General features: G+C 44.6%; 18 protein-coding genes. 5 read left to right on the top strand and 13 right to left on the bottom strand.

The features are described 5' to 3' along the window. Positions 1 to 6 precede the first annotated feature (6 nt). Entirely contained in the window at positions 7 to 1104 is a 1098-nt protein-coding gene (prfB, locus tag OA34_RS02415; RefSeq protein WP_039672221.1) for a peptide chain release factor 2, read from the bottom strand. A gap of 114 nt (positions 1105 to 1218) precedes the next feature. Between prfB and panC the strand changes: the two genes are divergently transcribed. The 3 genes from panC to tilS are packed head-to-tail and all read left to right on the top strand — an operon-like array spanning position 1219 to position 4323. After that, positions 1219 to 2040 carry a pantoate--beta-alanine ligase gene (gene panC, locus OA34_RS02410; protein WP_039672220.1) on the top strand — a complete coding sequence of 274 codons (822 nt, stop codon included), beginning with the start codon at positions 1219 to 1221 and terminating at the stop codon, positions 2038 to 2040. 8 nt (positions 2041 to 2048) lie between these two features. Continuing rightward, positions 2049 to 3359, top strand: coding sequence for a 30S ribosomal protein S12 methylthiotransferase RimO (rimO, locus tag OA34_RS02405; RefSeq protein WP_039672219.1), 1311 nt, complete (start codon positions 2049 to 2051; stop codon positions 3357 to 3359). Further along, a complete protein-coding gene (gene tilS / locus OA34_RS02400) occupies positions 3334 to 4323 on the top strand; it encodes a tRNA lysidine(34) synthetase TilS (protein ID WP_286682809.1) in 990 nt (329 codons plus the stop codon). The genes rimO and tilS overlap by 26 nt, the downstream gene beginning before the upstream one ends. On the opposite strand, the gene OA34_RS02395 is transcribed toward tilS, so the two are convergent. The 6 genes from OA34_RS02395 to OA34_RS02370 form a co-directional block, all read right to left on the bottom strand. Beyond that, entirely contained in the window at positions 4289 to 4846 is a 558-nt protein-coding gene (locus tag OA34_RS02395; protein WP_039672217.1) for a hypothetical protein, read from the bottom strand. The genes tilS and OA34_RS02395 overlap by 35 nt on opposite strands. Beyond that, positions 4839 to 5360: a PilN family protein gene (locus tag OA34_RS02390; protein ID WP_039672216.1), complete on the bottom strand. Its 522-nt coding sequence runs from the start codon at positions 5358 to 5360 to the stop codon at positions 4839 to 4841. Before OA34_RS02390 ends, OA34_RS02395 begins: the two co-directional genes overlap by 8 nt. Then, positions 5357 to 6418: a DUF8341 domain-containing protein gene (locus tag OA34_RS02385; protein ID WP_039672215.1), complete on the bottom strand. Its 1062-nt coding sequence runs from the start codon at positions 6416 to 6418 to the stop codon at positions 5357 to 5359. Before OA34_RS02385 ends, OA34_RS02390 begins: the two co-directional genes overlap by 4 nt. A gap of 117 nt (positions 6419 to 6535) precedes the next feature. Next, positions 6536 to 7177: a lysophospholipid acyltransferase family protein gene (locus OA34_RS02380; RefSeq protein WP_039672214.1), complete on the bottom strand. Its 642-nt coding sequence runs from the start codon at positions 7175 to 7177 to the stop codon at positions 6536 to 6538. After that, the gene (gene miaB / locus OA34_RS02375; protein WP_256497248.1) at positions 7158 to 8474 is read right to left on the bottom strand and encodes a tRNA (N6-isopentenyl adenosine(37)-C2)-methylthiotransferase MiaB; all 1317 of its coding nucleotides are present in this window, start codon (positions 8472 to 8474) and stop codon (positions 7158 to 7160) included. Before miaB ends, OA34_RS02380 begins: the two co-directional genes overlap by 20 nt. Before the next feature lie 9 nt (positions 8475 to 8483). Beyond that, positions 8484 to 8726, bottom strand: a complete 243-nt coding sequence (locus tag OA34_RS02370; RefSeq protein WP_039672213.1) for an HP0268 family nuclease — start codon at positions 8724 to 8726, stop codon at positions 8484 to 8486. Between the two features lie 262 nt (positions 8727 to 8988). Here OA34_RS02370 and nusA point away from each other — a divergent pair, with 262 nt between their 5' ends. Next, positions 8989 to 10119, top strand: coding sequence for a transcription termination factor NusA (nusA, locus tag OA34_RS02365; RefSeq protein WP_039672212.1), 1131 nt, complete (start codon positions 8989 to 8991; stop codon positions 10117 to 10119). A gap of 42 nt (positions 10120 to 10161) precedes the next feature. Here the strand turns inward: nusA and OA34_RS13455 are convergent, their stop codons facing one another. Genes OA34_RS13455 through gap form a run of 6 tightly spaced genes read right to left on the bottom strand, consistent with a single transcriptional unit; the run spans position 10162 to position 15053 of the window. Further along, positions 10162 to 10311 carry a hypothetical protein gene (locus tag OA34_RS13455; protein WP_173636964.1) on the bottom strand — a complete coding sequence of 50 codons (150 nt, stop codon included), beginning with the start codon at positions 10309 to 10311 and terminating at the stop codon, positions 10162 to 10164. Beyond that, entirely contained in the window at positions 10308 to 11273 is a 966-nt protein-coding gene (locus tag OA34_RS02360) for an ABC transporter permease (RefSeq protein ID WP_039672211.1), read from the bottom strand. Before OA34_RS02360 ends, OA34_RS13455 begins: the two co-directional genes overlap by 4 nt. 12 nt (positions 11274 to 11285) lie before the next feature. Further along, complete coding sequence (fabI, locus tag OA34_RS02355; RefSeq protein WP_039672210.1) at positions 11286 to 12107, bottom strand: enoyl-ACP reductase FabI; 822 nt, start codon at positions 12105 to 12107, stop codon at positions 11286 to 11288. Between the two features lie 14 nt (positions 12108 to 12121). Next, positions 12122 to 12835 (bottom strand): triose-phosphate isomerase, encoded by a 714-nt coding sequence (locus OA34_RS02350; RefSeq protein ID WP_039672209.1) that lies wholly within the window; start codon positions 12833 to 12835, stop codon positions 12122 to 12124. 2 nt (positions 12836 to 12837) lie between these two features. Further along, positions 12838 to 14037 (bottom strand): phosphoglycerate kinase, encoded by a 1200-nt coding sequence (locus tag OA34_RS02345; RefSeq protein WP_039672208.1) that lies wholly within the window; start codon positions 14035 to 14037, stop codon positions 12838 to 12840. A gap of 14 nt (positions 14038 to 14051) precedes the next feature. Beyond that, positions 14052 to 15053: a type I glyceraldehyde-3-phosphate dehydrogenase gene (gene gap, locus OA34_RS02340; RefSeq protein WP_039672207.1), complete on the bottom strand. Its 1002-nt coding sequence runs from the start codon at positions 15051 to 15053 to the stop codon at positions 14052 to 14054. Between the two features lie 112 nt (positions 15054 to 15165). Between gap and nadD the strand changes: the two genes are divergently transcribed. Continuing rightward, a complete protein-coding gene (nadD, locus tag OA34_RS02335; protein ID WP_039672206.1) occupies positions 15166 to 16047 on the top strand; it encodes a nicotinate (nicotinamide) nucleotide adenylyltransferase in 882 nt (293 codons plus the stop codon). The last annotated feature ends 10 nt before the right edge of the window (positions 16048 to 16057 follow it).

The following is a 16057-nucleotide window of genomic DNA, read 5'->3' as shown; positions in this document are numbered from 1 at the left end:
AACACGTCATTGGCGTTTTTGTGCGATTAGCACGTCTTCGATTACTTTGGAAATATCGCCGTCGAGAATGTTGTTGACTTGCGAATAGGCGATATTGCTTCGATTGTCTTTAACTTGTTGGTAAGGCGCTAAAACGTAACTGCGAATCTGATGTCCCCAACCGATTTCGCTCTTTTCGATACCGTCTTTTTCGGCTTGTTGTTTTTCAAGTTCCAACTCGTATAAACGCGATTTAAGCATTTTCATCGCCGATGCGCGGTTTTTATGCTGTGAACGATCATTTTGACACTGTACGACGATACCGGTGGGAAGGTGGGTAATACGAATCGCACTGTCGGTTTTATTGACATGTTGACCTCCCGCACCGCCGGAGCGATAGGTATCGACTTTCAAATCTTTTTCGTCGATGACGATGTCGATATCGTCGTCCACTTCGGGAGAAACCATCACCGAGCTAAACGACGTGTGACGTTTGGCGTTCGCGTCAAAAGGGCTAATACGCACCAAACGATGAATGCCGTTTTCGACTTTGAGGTAGCCGTAAGCGTTTTCTCCGCGGATAATAAAACTCACGTCCTTAATGCCCGCTTCTTCGCCCTCTTGGTAGTCTAAGACTTCGACTTTAAAGCCGCATCGCTCCGCCCAGCGCAAGTACATACGGTACAAAATACTCGCCCAGTCTTGGCTTTCCGTTCCACCCGCACCAGGATGAATCGAGATAATGGCGTCGTTACCGTCGTTCTCGCCGCTTAACATCATGGCGATTTCAAGATCGGTAATGTGCGTTTCCAAATGCTCCGCATCTTTAAAAAGCTCTTCGATCGTCGCCTCGTCATTTTCCGCGTTCGCCATTTCGTACAAATCGCCCGCATCGTCTACGACGGTTTTGGCTTTTATATAACGATCCAGCAAGGAGTTTAACGCGCGTTTTTCTTTTTGAATTTCGCCCGCTTTTTTGGCATCGTTCCAAAATTCGGGATCGTGTTCAATCGCTTCTATTTCGTCGAGGCGTGTTTGAATTTCGTTTGGTTTAATGATCTGCGCGATATTATCGACTTTTGTGGTCAATTTTTTGAGCAGTTCCGTATACTCGTAATTATCCAAATACTTTCCTTTTGCTATAATACGCTCTTTCAAAGAGACTTCTCAAACCTCTAACGCCCCATCGACGTCTTGGATCGTTAAAGAAGTCTATTATTTTACTCAAAAGTGCCTAAAATGAAAATAGTACATACCTTAAGCGAGCTCATTGCCGCGCGTGCCGAACTTCAAGGTTCGGTAGGACTGGTTCCGACGATGGGAGCGCTGCACAACGGACATCTCTCTCTCCTTCAACAATCCACGGCGCAAAACGATCATACGATCGTTTCGATTTTCGTCAATCCGACGCAATTTTTACCCGGAGAAGATCTCGACAAATACCCTAGAAAACCCGAAGCCGATATTAAAATTTGCGAATTGGCGGGTGTCGACGTGCTTTTTATGCCACGACCCGAGGAGATGTACGCGACGATCGAACCGACGATTCACGCCCCTAGCTCCAAAGCCTACATTTTGGAAGGATTGGCGCGTCCGGGACACTTTGACGGCGTTTTGCGCGTCGTTTTAAAATTGTTCAACCTGACCAAGCCGACGCGGGCGTATTTCGGGAAAAAAGATGCTCAACAACTCTATCTCATTCAAAACATGATCAAAAGCCTCTTTTTGGACATCACGATCGTTCCGTGCGAAATTATCCGCGAAGACGACGGATTGGCACTTTCGAGCCGTAACGCCTATTTAAATCCCGAAGAACGCCGTGAAGCTTTAAAACTGTGCGAGTCGCTCAAATGCGCAACCTATTTGGTTATGAAGGGAGAACGCGATATTTCCGTGATTCAAGCGGCGATGCTTCAAGCCTTAAAGCCTTTACATGTCGAATATGCGGTTATTTTAAACCGCGATTTTGATACAATACCTACATTACATATCGGTCATTCGATTATTTTAGTCTGCGCCAAAGTCGGCACGACGCGTTTGATCGACAATTTATGGATTTAAGGACACCCGTGAAAAAACTCCATCTCGTCTCACTCGGATGCAACAAAAACCTCGTCGACAGCGAAGTCATGCTCGGCAAACTCAAACAGTACGAGCTTTGCGACGATCCCGCGAAAGCCGACGTACTCATTGTCAACACGTGCGGATTTATCGGTCCTGCGAAACAAGAGAGCCTCAATACGATTTTTTCACTTCACGAAGCGCGTAAAAAAAATTCTTTACTCGTAATGGCAGGATGTTTGAGCGAGCGTTACAAAGAAGAGCTGACCCATGAGCTCAAAGAAGTCGATCTCTTTACGGGTGTCGGCGATTACGACAAAATCGACGAGATTATCGCGCTTCGTCAAAATCGCTTTTCTTCCTCAACCTATCTTTTAAACGAAGAAGAACGCGTCATTACGGGTTCCAATGCCCATGCTTACGTCAAACTTTCCGAGGGGTGCAATCAAACCTGTAGTTTTTGCGCGATTCCGAATTTTAAAGGAAAACTCTTTTCACGCACGCTCGAATCGATCGAAAAAGAGGTGCGTTTCCTCGTTGCCAAAGGCTTTTTCGATTTTAGTTTTATTTCCCAAGACAGCAGCTCCTTTTTAAGAGACCGCGGCGAAAAAGAGGGTTTGATACGCCTCATTGAAACGATTGAAGCCATCGAGGGCGTCAAGAGCGCGCGCATTTTATACCTCTATCCGACAACGACGTCCAACGCACTGATTGAACGCATTATCGCTTCGCCTTTGTTTCACAACTATTTTGATATGCCGATTCAACACATCAGCGATGCGATGCTCAAACGCATGAAACGAGGTGCCGGAAAAGAGCGCATTATCGAACAATTAACTTTAATGCGCCAAGCACCGAACAGTTTTATTCGTACCAGCTTTATCGTCGGACATCCGCAAGAGAGCGATGCGGAATTTGAAGAACTGCTTGCCTTTATGAAAACGTTCCGCTTCGATCGCGTCAATATCTTTGCGTATTCGGACGAAGAAGATACTTCCGCGCATGCGATGGAAGGTAAAATCGATACCAAAACGATCAACGCACGCATTAAAAAGCTCGATAAACTCGTTGCCGAGCAAACCATGCAAAGCCTCAAAAACGAAATCGGTAAAAGCGTAACGATCCTGATCGAAGGAGAGAGCAGCGAACACGCGCTTTTTATGGGAGCGCGCGAACTGCTTTGGGCGCCGAGCATCGACGGCGAAATTCTCGTCAACGACTCGGACGTTGAAAACGTTCGCATCGGAGCGTGCTACCAAGCGCGCATCAACGAACTTGCCGGAGATAAGCTCATTGCCGCCATCACCGCTCTTGCATGAAGAAACCCTGACTTTTCTTCGTAACCGCAAAAATCTTTTAGCCTTTTCGGGAGGCGGCGATTCGACCGCCCTCTTCTTTTTACTCGAACAAGCGAACATCCCTTTCGATATCGTCTTAGTCAATTATCAAACCCGAGCGCAAAGCGACGACGAAGAGCGCTATGCCAAAACGCTTGCGTCACGTTTCCGTAAACGCTACTTTATCTTTACATGTAAGCTTTCTTCGTCTAATTTTGAGCATCGGGCTCGTTATGAGCGTTACGGCTGTTGTGAAACCTTGATGCGCTACTACGGGTACGACACGTTGGTGACGGCACACCATTTGGGCGATCGTTTGGAGTGGTTTTTGATGCAACTCTCCAAAGGTGCGGGTTTGGTCGAGATGCTCGGTATGCATACCTACGAGAAGCGAAAGACTTACATGTTGGTTCGTCCGCTTCTGCATCTTACCAAAGCGGCATTGGAACACTTTTTAGACGAACGAGGCGTGGAGTATTTTCACGACGCAAGTAACGACGATACCTCCGTGTTACGCAACCGTATCCGCCATACGTTTGCAACGCCTTTTCTTGGCTTAAACGAAGCAGGGATCGCTCAAAGCTTTGCTTACCTCGAAGCAGATGCTAAACGCCTTTTACCCGAAGGTTCCAAGCGGATCGGCGATCTTTTTATCTGTGCTAGAAACGCCGATGATTTGATCAATATTCGCCGTGTCGACAAAGCATTAAAATGTTTAGGGAAAGTCCTCTCTAAAGCCGAGCGCGATGAAGTGTTACGTACCAAAGACTGCGTTGTCGGCGGAAGATTTGCGGTGGTGTTTGACGAGTCTACAATTTACGTCGCGCCTTTTCTTAAAACCGTCATGCCCAAATCCTTTAAAGAAATCTGCCGCAAGGCACGCATTCCCCTCAAGATTCGTGCGTACCTCTTTACTTCCGAGCTGAATCCTTCGTCGTTGCATTGAGGTCGTAAACTTTAATTTTAAACGTTGAAGAGATCGTTTGCGCGTTAGATTCTAAATGAATCGGAAAATCGGCTTGCACGATATTGTTGTAGCGGTTAAGCCCTTCGAGGAAATTGTAAAAATTCGTCGGGGTTTTGAGCGTCGAAGTCACGTTGAGCTCATACTCGACAAACTCTTTTTTATAATCGGATTTTGAAACTTCGACCAATGAGACGTTGGTAAAAAACTTTCCGGCATAACGTATAAATTCGGCGGGTGCAAAGGTATGTTTAAACGCCTGAATCGCATGAACGTTCTCGGCTTTAAGCTTTGAAAGTTCGGCTTCACGCTCCAAAAAAAGGTTTTCGACGCGCGTTTTATGCACTAAAACCCGCTTGTATTCGGCTTGCAATACGCGGTACTCTTTGACGTTGGGAATAATCAAAATAAAAATAAACCCGAACGTTATCACGAGAAACACCATCAAGAAAAGCAAGAGTTTCATCAAATCTATTTTTTCAAGACTGCGATCAAAACTAGTCACCGATGCTCTCCTCTGCGATGATTTTATTAACGCTGACGAAGTTATACCATCCCTCTTTCGTCAAATAAAAATTCGTATTGCTGGTATGAAAAATCGATTTCAAAGGCGCCGCCAAAAGAAAATTGAACGTGTCTTGCGTCGGCGTTACCCCATATAAGATCAACGAGTTGCGCTCCATTTCGACTTTTTTCAGCGTAATTTGATCGGGAACCAAATCAAACAAATTTTTCATGCTCTCTTTTAAAAGCGTGTTGTTGGAAAAAATCTCTTCCGCAAGCGCTTTTTGACGCAAGATCAACCCGATAATCTCATCGTCTTCGTCGATGCGTTTTTCAAGTGTTTCGCGCTCGTTCGTTAAATCGACCATACCGGTTTTAAACGAGCGGATCTCATACGCAAGATAGCCGTCGAAAAGCAGCATAAAACCCGACATCGAAAGAATGAAAATCACCCACATTTTGCTAAAAAGCGATAAAAAGGGTTTTGGTCTTGGCGTTATAAAGCTGTATTTCATTGAAACACCTCGCGAATCGCCAAATCACAAACTTTTTCGCCGATATCGACTTTGTGAAGCTCTACGTCCATCATAAGTTCGTCTTCGATTTGATGGATCAAGTCCGAACTGACTTCGTAACCGTCGAAAATAATGATCTCTTCGATAAATTCGCTCGGATAGAGAGGATTGTGGTAATACTCTTCCAGCGACGATTTTAAGTATTTGTAAATCGTTAAATCCCGACCGTAAAGTTCTAAACTTACGTCTTCTTCTTTGATTTCGTTAATACCCTTGAAAAAACCGAGCGTTTTATCGTCTACGTCGGAGAAGGTATCGCCCGAACGTAAATCGTCGATCGTATCCAAATCGCTTAGCTCTCCGAGTTCATCCAGCTCTTCTTGTTCGGTCTCGCCATGCGCCAACTCCGGAAGTTCTCCCGCACCGACGATTTCTTCTTCTTTTTGCTCGTTCTCCCAATCGTTGAGGTCGTTGCTACGTGTAAAAGAGGATTCGTTTTGCGTTTTAAAGAAAGCGCCGAAATGAAGACGCGTTTCGTTAAACACCGCCATAATAAAAAAATTATGCCCGTTTAAAAGATAACATGTAGGTTTATTTTTCGGTTTTTGACTGCTGACAAAATCGCTTAAAACGATAAAAGGAGAGACGATAAAATCAACACCCGCTTCCGAAAAAAGATTTTTGACGCTCTTAATTTCCATCGAAGCGGCATACGCCGTCCATTGATTACGAACCGACAGGCAATAGGTAGTCTCCGTATCGATATTGTGTCTTTGCAGGCTTTTTTTATCGACGCCTTCGATTGCACCTTGCCCCAAAGCATCCAATAAATAAGCGATATAAACGAAGCGGTATTCGTCTTGTAAATGCATCAAATAAGTTTCAAGTGCTTGATCCAACGCCTCAAGCGGAAGCGTGAGGGAAAACGTCTTCGTAAACGTTTTGAGAACCGCTCCTTTTTTGAGAACCTTGCAACGCAAAACGCATTCGGCATCGTTCACCACGATAGAGACAAAAAGATTTTCAAATTTTTTTTGTAGAACCGTTTTAATGCTCATACGTCGTCTCTTTTATTCACATGCTTGCTCACAGAGGTTAATTTTAGCTTATATATTAGACTAATCTTGCTTAAGCTTTCTAAAAGTGCAAGCAAAAGACGTACCGATTGAGTGCCGTTAATCATTTGCCGCATGCACAAGGAGCTCGCGTTGAATCAAAGCTTTTGCCTCTTCAAGCGACAGTCCGTCCACGTAAAAAGGATTACTGTAATAAAAATGAAGCGTACTAAAAGGTTTGGGAATACAAAACGCGTCCCAACTGTTCATCGTCCAAAAAGAGCTCGGACGGCAATTAACCGCGATAATCGGAGCACGGCGCATCTGTGCTAAAATAACCACGCCGTCCGCTACGGAATAACGAGGCCCTCTTGGCCCATCGGGCGTGATAGCCACGTCGCGTCCGTTTTTCAAGCTCCGCAAAGCCGCTCGTAAAACGGTGCTCCCGCCTTTAGACGAACTGCCGCGAATCGTTTGCGCACCGGCCAGCTCCACCACCCTTGCGATCATTTCTCCATCACTATGACGGCTAATAATCGCATCCACTTTAACCTGTTTGGCATAATAAAGGTAACCGAAAATCATCGCTAAAATATCGCCGTGCCATGCCGCATAAATACTCGGCGTATCGGCACCGTTAATCTCTTCGTGTAGCACTTTTTTACATGTCGCAAAAAGAATTTTCGTTAACAGATAAACGACGGGCGGCGCGACCCGCACAAGCAATGCGCGCCGATTTTTTTTAGAGAACCAATTCGCCATAGAGCGAAAGCCGTTTAGGATTGGTGATTTTAATATTGACGGTACGACCGAGCAAACTTTCATCACCTTTGATCTGAACCAGTGCGTTGTTGTCGCTTCGTCCGGCGAGATAACCGCTATTGCGAAGTTCGTCGATATACACGGGATAGATCTTATCAAGGTGCGATAAAGCGATCTCGTCTAAAATGTCGTCTTGTAAAAGTTGCAGTCGCTCCAACCGCGCCGAGCCAATTTCCGAATCGATTTGATCGGTAAACTCTGCCGCTTTGGTTAAAGGACGTGCGGAATACTTAAACGCAAATACCTGCTCAAATTTGACCTGTCGCATCACGTCGAGCGTCTCTTCAAAATCTTCGTTGCTCTCACCCGGAAATGCCACGATAATATCGGTGCTAATCGAAACATCGGGAATCATTTCGCGCAATTTCAATGCCCGATTTAAAAACCACTCTTTACTATAACCGCGTTTCATCCGCTCCAAAATGCGTGTTGAACCGCTTTGTAGGGGCATATGCATCGACTTGCAGACTTTGGGATTTGAAGCAAACGTCTCTAAAAATTTATCGTCCATATGCAAAGGATGCGGAGACGTAAAGCGAATGCGCTCAACTTCGGGAATTTCGGCAATGCGATTTAAAAGATCCGAAAAGTCCATATCTAAACGTACGTTGCCGCTAAAACGCTTTCCGTAATTGTTGACGTTTTGCCCCAATAAGAAAATCTCTTTTGCTCCGTTTTTAGCCGCTTTGCGTGCTTCGTTCAAAATGAGGTCGGCGGGAATAGATATCTCTTCGCCTCTGGTATGCGGGACGATGCAGTAGGTGCATTTTTTATCGCAGCCGATAGAGATATTGACATACGCCTTATAAAGACTGTTACGATACTCTCCAAACGCGTAAGCACTTTCATCGTAATCGGTATCGACGCTTAAAAATTTTTCGTTATTAACCGCAGTTGAAATCTTAGAGACGTTACGCGCACCGATCACAAAACTGACGTAAGGGGCACGTTTAAAGATTTCTTTACCTAAGTGGCTTGCGGTGCATCCGCATACGCCGATTTTAGCACCCGCTTTTTTTTGAAGATTGTATTTTCCGATTTCTGAAAAAAGTTTACTGACGGGTTTTTCGCGCACGCTACAGGTGTTAATCACGATTAAATCCGCTTCTTGTATATTTTGCGTTAGAACATAATTTTCAAGACTTCCGAGTTCTGCGATGATATGTTCGGAATCCCGAACGTTCATCGCACACCCTAGAGTCTCAATAAAAAGCTTTTTCTCTTCTTTTATACCCAAAACACGACCTTATAAAATATGAACTTCGTACATGTAATCGCCTTCGCCTAAACCGTAACGAATATCGCGTAAATAAACGCTCAACCCTTTTGCCTCAAAATGCTCGACAAGCGCGACAAGATCTTTATGAGAGTTTTCCTTGTCGAAATAAAAAATTTTTTGTCCCTCTTTTTCAATAATTTCGGCTACTTTTTCTAAGGTAATCGTTTTGGGTTTTCCGTTGATTTCGTTTCTTGCCAATTTAATTTCCATTTGCCAACCTCTTTTCTATCGCAAAAATTATCGTATGTGTTCACTATGCACAAAGATATATCGCGAAGTATACTTTATTTACGATAAATTCCTCATTAAAAGCATACTACTTTACTCTTATAAAGAAAAATAAAAGAAGAGTTTGGCTATAATCATTTTTCCTCAGCTCGCTATCGTTTAAATTTCCATGATTTAATTTTGAGTTTTCATCATTGCGATACCTATCGAAAGCGTAAAATACGTTAATTTTTTAAGGATACTTATGGAAAGAATTGTTGATATTATAGAATCCATTGCTCACGAAAAAGGGTTAGATATTAATGAAGTGAAGAACACCGTTACGGTGGCACTCGTTAAAACCGCCAAGAAAATTTACGGCTCGCAATACGAGTACGACGCCGAAATCGATCCTGCGACCAAAACCCTTAAATTGTATCAAAAAGTGCTCGTCGTCACACCCGAAGACGAACGTTTGCAAGAAGGCAATGAAAATTTTATCGCAATTAAAGACGCCAAAGAGGTCGATCCCGAAATCGAAATCGGCGATGAGCTGACCTATGAATTACCTTTAGACAATTTAGGTCGAACAGCCGCGGCAACCCTTCAAAAAGAGCTCGAATACCATATTCAGCGCCTTTTGGAAAACAATATTTTCGAAAAATACCAAAAACTGGTCGGGAAAACCGTTTTCGGTACCGTCGTACGCGTCGATAACGATGAAAACACCTACATCGAAATCGACGAAATTCGTGCGGTACTTCCTCGAAAAAACCGTATCAAAGGCGAAAAATTTAAAGTCGGCAACGTCGTCAAAAGCGTTATTCGCAAAGTGCTTATCGACAAATCGCAAGGCATGTACGTCGAACTTTCCCGTACCAGTCCTAAATTTTTAGAATCACTTTTAGAGCTCGAAGTCCCCGAAATTAAAGACGGTATGATCAAAATCGTGGGTAGTGCGAGAATCCCCGGAGAGCGCGCAAAGATTGCTTTACTTTCGTTGCATCCGAACATCGATGCCGTCGGTGCGACGGTTGGAACAAAAGGGGTGCGTATCAATGCGGTGAGTAAAGAGTTGCATAATGAAAATATCGACTGTATCGAATTTTCAAACGTTCCGGAAATTTTCATCGCCCGTACGTTGGCACCGGCGATTATTTCCAACGTTAAACTGCAAAACGGCAAAGCGATCGTCACGCTTCCCAGCGATCAAAAATCAAAAGCAATCGGTAAAAACGGCATCAATATCCGTCTAACGTCTATGCTGTGCGGCGTCGAAGTCGAACTGCACGAATCTTCAAGCACGGGAGCATCTGCGCTTCCATCAGGCGAAAGTGCACCTGAACAAGCCGAACGTAATCCGGACGCTTTGAAAAAACTCTTCGGCGGACTTTAATTTTCGTTACATGTAAAGCTTTTTCGCTTTACATGTAAGACGTTATTCCGTTTTCTCTTTGACGTAGGTCGCTCCGTCGTTTACCTTTTCTTTCGTCCATTCATAGCCGTCTTTCGCATCTTTTTTAATGCCGCCCCAAGTAGCGCAACCGCTCAAAAGCGCAATACAAAAAAGGGGGAATAAATATTTCATATGTTTCTCCTTTTAAAATGTGGATTGAGTTTCACTAAGATCAAATCGGCAATCATATTGCCCAAAAGCGTCAAGAACGAAGCGATAATGAGTATACCCATAATTACGGGATAATCACGACTTAAAGCACTTTGGTAAAAAAGCAAGCCCATACCGTTGATGGCAAAAATCGATTCTAAGATCACACTCCCTCCGATCAGTCCCGGTAGCGACAAACCTAAAATCGTCACGATCGGAGGAGCAAGATTGGGCAGAATAAAATGCCTTAAAAGCACTTTGCCTTCAATGCCTCTGCTTTTGGCAAAAAAGACGTAGTCGCTTTTTAAAACCGCCAAACTCAAACTGCGAACGTACAAAATCAAACTTCCCACGCCTCCAAAAACCATCACGAAAATAGGCAAAACGACATGCCAAGCAACATCGGCATACGCGATCCAGCCTTCTTGAGGAAGACCTTGCGAATGCAGTCCCGAAATCGGAAAAAGTTTATAACGTACCGCAAACACGATGATCGTTAAAAGTGCTAAATAAAACGAGGGCATGGCATAACTGATCAAGGCAAACTGTTTCACGCTTTTGTCGTAAAAACCTTGTTTCATCGCCGCTTTGATGCCCAAATAAAGCGAAATGACCAACACCAGAACTAAACTGACACCGTTGAGAACTAACGTAATCGCAAGCCGATCTAAAATCTCGTCGCGTACCGGCTTTCCGCTTGCAAACGAGATACCAAAGTCTAAATGCACGATGGCTTTCAGCCACGAAAAAAATTGCATGAAAAGGGATTGATCGAGTCCGTAAACCCGTTTGAGTTGCTCTAAAGATTCTTGCGTAATGTTAGGATTGAGCTCGCCGCTCGCAAAAAAGGAGTTGGGAGCTAAATGAATAGCTCCAAAAGAGATTAAAGAGATAAGACCTAGCATTAGTACCACGTAAGAAATTTTTTGCAGTACCGTTTTCATCCGAGGCAATCCTTACTTTTGCAAATCCCACGCAAGCACGGTATGTCCTTCTTCATCGGTTTCATCCCGACCCATACCCATGATATTGTAGCCCGCATCCACGTAATGAATCTCGCCCGTAACGCCGCTGGAAAGATCGCTGAGAAGATACATACCGCTGTTGCCGACTTCATCGGTCGTCACGTTTTTACGAAGAGGCGCATTGGTTTCGTTCCAACGAAGAATCATTCTAAAATCGCCGATTCCGCTTGCCGCCAACGTTTTAATCGGTCCGGCGCTAATAGCGTTAACGCGAATACCACGACTTCCTAAATCCACCGCAAGATAGCGTACGCTCGCTTCAAGTGCCGCTTTGGCAACACCCATCACGTTGTAATGCGGTACGTAGCGCGGTCCGCCTAAATACGAGAGCGTTAAGATAGAGCCGTTGTCGTTCAATACGGGTAAACATGCCCGAGAAAGCGAAACCAATGAATATGCGGATGTTCCAAGTGCAACGTCAAACGCTTCTTTTGTCGTATCGATAAAATGACCGCTCAGCGCTTCTTTAGGGGCATACGCAACGGAGTGAACAACAAAATCGATCTTTCCGAAATCTTTTTCCAACGAAACGCTCAGGGCTTCCAAATGTGCCGGATTGTTAATGTCGAGCTCGTACACTTTATCGCTTCCAAACTCTTCAGCGATAGGACGTACGCGTTTTTCCAACGATTCGTTTAAGTACGTAAATGCTAATTCCGCACCTTGTTCATGACATGCTTTCGCAATCCCGTACGCGATGGACTTGTTATTGGCGATTCCTACGATAAGACCTTTTTTACCCTTCATAACCATATGCTTGACTCCTCTTATTTGTTCACGTGATCTGCAATGCGAATCATTTCGCAAAAAGCATTTTCATTCCAACTTGCCGTTCCGACCAAAACACCTTCGCATGCTTTGACATGTAAGATAGATTCGATATTGTCCGCTTTAACGCTTCCTCCGTATAAAAGAGGTTTTGAAAGCTTTTCGCGCAAACGACTCAAAACGTCGTCGATATCATCTAAGCTAGCACTTAGACCCGTACCGATCGCCCAAACCGGCTCATAAGCGATGACCAAACGATCGTAATGCACGTCGATACCTTCAAATTGCTCCCAAAGGTAACTCATCACCGCATCGATACCTTGAACGCGAATTTCGGCGGGCTCACCGATACAATAGATAATTTCGACTTCTCTTGCTTTGGCAAAATCGTATTTTTGCGCGATAAAAGCTTGAGATTCCTTTAAAAGATGTCGGCGTTCGCTGTGTCCGATCAACACGCTTTCGATTCGGAACTCTTCAAGCTGTTGAAAGCCGATTTCTCCGGTATACGAGCCGCTTTGCACCGGATAAAAGTTTTGCGCCCCTACTTTAAGATTGTCATGTTCGCCAAAACGATCCAATGCCGTAAAAGGCGCAAAAATACGTACTTGCTGTCGGCTTTTTGTTTGTGCGATATAGGCTTGAATCGCTTGAACAAACGCCTTAGTGCCGGCTCTTGTATAATTGGTTTTAAAGTTGGACGCAATAATCATCGTTATTCGCTTTCGCTTTTGCTTAAAACCTTAACGCCGGGAAGCTCTTTTCCCTCGATCAACTCTAAGCTTGCACCGCCGCCCGTGGAGATGAACGTCATCTCGTCGGCATCTCCCGCACGCGCCACCACGTCGGCCGTATCGCCGCCGCCTACGACGGTCGTTGCATGTGCTTGAGCAATGTCGTGCGACATTTTGAAACTTCCTTTAGAAAATTTTTCAAGCTCGAAAACGCCCATCGGGCCGTTCCATAAAATCGTCTGAGCATCCGCAAGTGCTTCTCTAAAAAGGCGTGACGTTGCAGGTCCTATGTCAAGCCCCATCCAACCTTTGGGAATCTCTTGAACCGTCACAAATTTAATCGTTGCGTCTTGTGAGCATGTTTGTGCGGCAACAACGTCGACCGGAAGGTAAATTTTGACGCCCAAACGCTTGGCTTCTTCCATCACGCGATTGGCTTCATCGATCAATTCGTCTTCTACGATCGAATTTCCGATATCAAGCCCTTGCGCTTTTAAAAATGTAAACGCCATACCGCCGCCGATCACGAGTTTATCGACGCGAGGCAATAAGTTGATTAAGGCTTGAAGTTTACCGCTGACTTTACTACCGCCCACGACGGCGACAAACGGACGGGTCGGACGGCGTAATAGATTGCGTGAAAATTCGATCTCTTTTTGAAGCAAAAATCCCGCCGCCGAAGATTTTTCATTAAAATAATGCGTAATTGCCTCAACCGAAGCGTGCGCACGGTGGCATACGCCGAAAGCATCGTTAATATAAACTTCCGCCATGTCTGCAAGCGCTTTGGCAAACTCTTCGTCGTTTGCCGTCTCGCCTTTGCAAAAACGGAGGTTTTCCAAGAGTAAAATTTCTCCCGCTTGCAACGCCGCCGCTTTTTCCGTCGCATCTTTGCCGATCACGTCCGAACTTAAAACCACTTCTTTGGACAACAGACGTTTAAGCCTCATCTGAACGGGGGCAAGCGAATATTTTTCGTCCACGGCGCCTTTAGGTCTGCCTAAATGACTCGCGAGAATAATCGAACATCCATGATCCAAACAATAACGAATCGTGGGAATTGCCGAACGAACCCTGCGATCGTCGGTAATATTGGCAAACTCGTCTAAAGGCACATTGAAATCACACCGAATAAAAACTTTTTTACCTGCAATATCGAGATCTCTAATGGAACGAATCATATGTTTTCCTTACTTTATTTGCTAACGTAAACGGCCATATCGACTAAACGCGTCGAATAACCCCACTCGTTGTCGTACCATGCCATAACTTTGACCATATCGCCGCAAATGACTTGCGTTAGATCAAGTGCCACGACAGAACTCCATGAACTGGTCACAAAATCTTGAGAGACTCTTTGCTCCGTATCGACTTCTAAAATGCCTTTGAGTTTTCCTTTGGCGTGTTCACTAAAAAGCGCATTGACCTCTTCTTTGCTCGTCTCTTTTTTCAACAAAACGTTCAAATCGACCATCGAAACATTAGGCGTCGGTACACGCACGCTTTGTCCATGTAAGCGTCCTTTAAGGTGAGGAAGAACCAAACCGATCGCTTTTGCCGCACCCGTACTGCTCGGGATGAGATTGACCGCCGCCGCACGCGCTCGACGTAAATCGTTTTTACGGTGTTTCACGTCTAAAATATTTTGATCGTTGGTGTAAGAGTGAACGGTCGTCATAAGCCCTTTGTCGATGCCGAAAGCATCGTCTAATATTTTAGCGACGGGGCCCAAACAATTGGTCGTACAACTGGCATTGGAAATAATCGTTTGACCGGCATATGCTTCTTCGTTGACACCCAACACGAAGGTCGGCGTATCATCTTTTGCCGGAGCCGAGAGCACGACTTTTTTAATGCCGTTATCGATAAAAACCTGCATATCTTTTTGAGTTAAGAGTGCACCCGTGCACTCAAGAACGACGTCTACGCCGTAATCGGCAAAGTTCAGCTCTTTCGCATCGCGGGTAGAAAACATTTTGACTTTGGATTTTCCCATTTGCATATAATCATCTTCAAGCAATTCGACATGTCCTAAAAAGCCGCCGTGCACGCTATCGTATTTGAGTAGTTGTTTTGTGGTAGCACGATCTGCGGTGTCGTTCACGCAGACAAGTTCAACATCATCGCGAGAATCGATAATTCTGGCGACACATCTTCCGATGCGACCGAATCCGTTTATAGCAATTTTGAGTGCCATAGGTTTTCCTTTTGATATAATAGTCATTTTAATCTACAATTTGCTTTGATAAAAGCGAATTATTTTATCCAAAATGTAGTATAAAAAAGTTTAAAGTAAGGAAGACACACCGTTGCATATCGCTCTTTTTGGCGGCTCGTTCGATCCGCCGCACACGGCTCACGAAAAAATCGTACTTGAAGCACTGCGCCGTCTCAATCTTTCCAAACTCTTCATCGTTCCAACCTACCTAAGCCCTTTTAAGGAGAGCTTTTGCGCACCGGCACCGATGCGACTCGAATGGCTAAAACGTATGTTTTGCCACCTTCCCGACGTCGAGGTTCTTTCGTACGAAGTAGATCAACAAAGGCAAGTACCGACGATCGAAACGATCTTACATGTCAAAAGCCGTTATCCGAATGCACATTGCTACCTCATCGTCGGAAGCGATTCGTATGCGAATCTTCCGCGATGGAATCGATACGAAGAAATCGTACGAAACGTTGAAATCGTTGTCGCCCAACGCGGAAGCTTTATTCCGCCCGAAGACTTGAAAATTTTACCGATTAATGTTAATATCAGTTCTTCAAAGCTGCGCTCGTTTTTGGACCCGAGATTTATCCCCAAAGCCATCGAAAATGAAGTGATAGCGTTTTATACAAGGAATCCAATGGACAATAGAATCGAAAGAATTATCACCGCGTTAAGTGATAAAAAAGCGGAAGATATACAAGTGTTTGATATGAGCGGGAAAGACTATTTCGTCAACACCGTTATTATTGCAAGTACGATGGGAGAACGACATGGGCTCTCTTTGCTCGATCATCTTAAAACCGAGCTCAAAAGCGCGGGAGAAAACTTTTTAAACGTTGATGCCGACGATAATTGGACGGTCATCGATATGGGCGATCTTTTAATTCATCTGATGACGCCCGAGTACCGTAAAAAATACAATATCGAAGTTTTTCTCAAAGAGAGAGAAGAAGAAATGAAAAAAATCAGAGGCGTAGAGTAATCTACACCTC

Origin of the sequence: Sulfurospirillum sp. MES, from assembly GCF_000789415.1 — a bacterium.
Classification (GTDB): Bacteria; Campylobacterota; Campylobacteria; order Campylobacterales; family Sulfurospirillaceae; genus Sulfurospirillum; species Sulfurospirillum cavolei.
This window is presented reverse-complemented; position numbering and strand designations above follow the sequence as displayed.

Coding starts and splice junctions, on each gene's coding strand:
- panC (WP_039672220.1), top strand. CDS start 1,219: ATGAAAATAGTACATACCTTAAGCGAGCTCATTGCCGCGCGTGCCGAA.
- OA34_RS02390 (WP_039672216.1), bottom strand. CDS start 5,360: ATGAAATACAGCTTTATAACGCCAAGACCAAAACCCTTTTTATCGCTT.
- OA34_RS02385 (WP_039672215.1), bottom strand. CDS start 6,418: ATGAGCATTAAAACGGTTCTACAAAAAAAATTTGAAAATCTTTTTGTC.
- OA34_RS02380 (WP_039672214.1), bottom strand. CDS start 7,177: ATGGCGAATTGGTTCTCTAAAAAAAATCGGCGCGCATTGCTTGTGCGG.
- OA34_RS02370 (WP_039672213.1), bottom strand. CDS start 8,726: ATGGAAATTAAATTGGCAAGAAACGAAATCAACGGAAAACCCAAAACG.
- nusA (WP_039672212.1), top strand. CDS start 8,989: ATGGAAAGAATTGTTGATATTATAGAATCCATTGCTCACGAAAAAGGG.
- OA34_RS13455 (WP_173636964.1), bottom strand. CDS start 10,311: ATGAAATATTTATTCCCCCTTTTTTGTATTGCGCTTTTGAGCGGTTGC.
- OA34_RS02360 (WP_039672211.1), bottom strand. CDS start 11,273: ATGAAAACGGTACTGCAAAAAATTTCTTACGTGGTACTAATGCTAGGT.
- fabI (WP_039672210.1), bottom strand. CDS start 12,107: ATGGTTATGAAGGGTAAAAAAGGTCTTATCGTAGGAATCGCCAATAAC.
- OA34_RS02350 (WP_039672209.1), bottom strand. CDS start 12,835: ATGATTATTGCGTCCAACTTTAAAACCAATTATACAAGAGCCGGCACT.
- OA34_RS02345 (WP_039672208.1), bottom strand. CDS start 14,037: ATGATTCGTTCCATTAGAGATCTCGATATTGCAGGTAAAAAAGTTTTT.
- gap (WP_039672207.1), bottom strand. CDS start 15,053: ATGGCACTCAAAATTGCTATAAACGGATTCGGTCGCATCGGAAGATGT.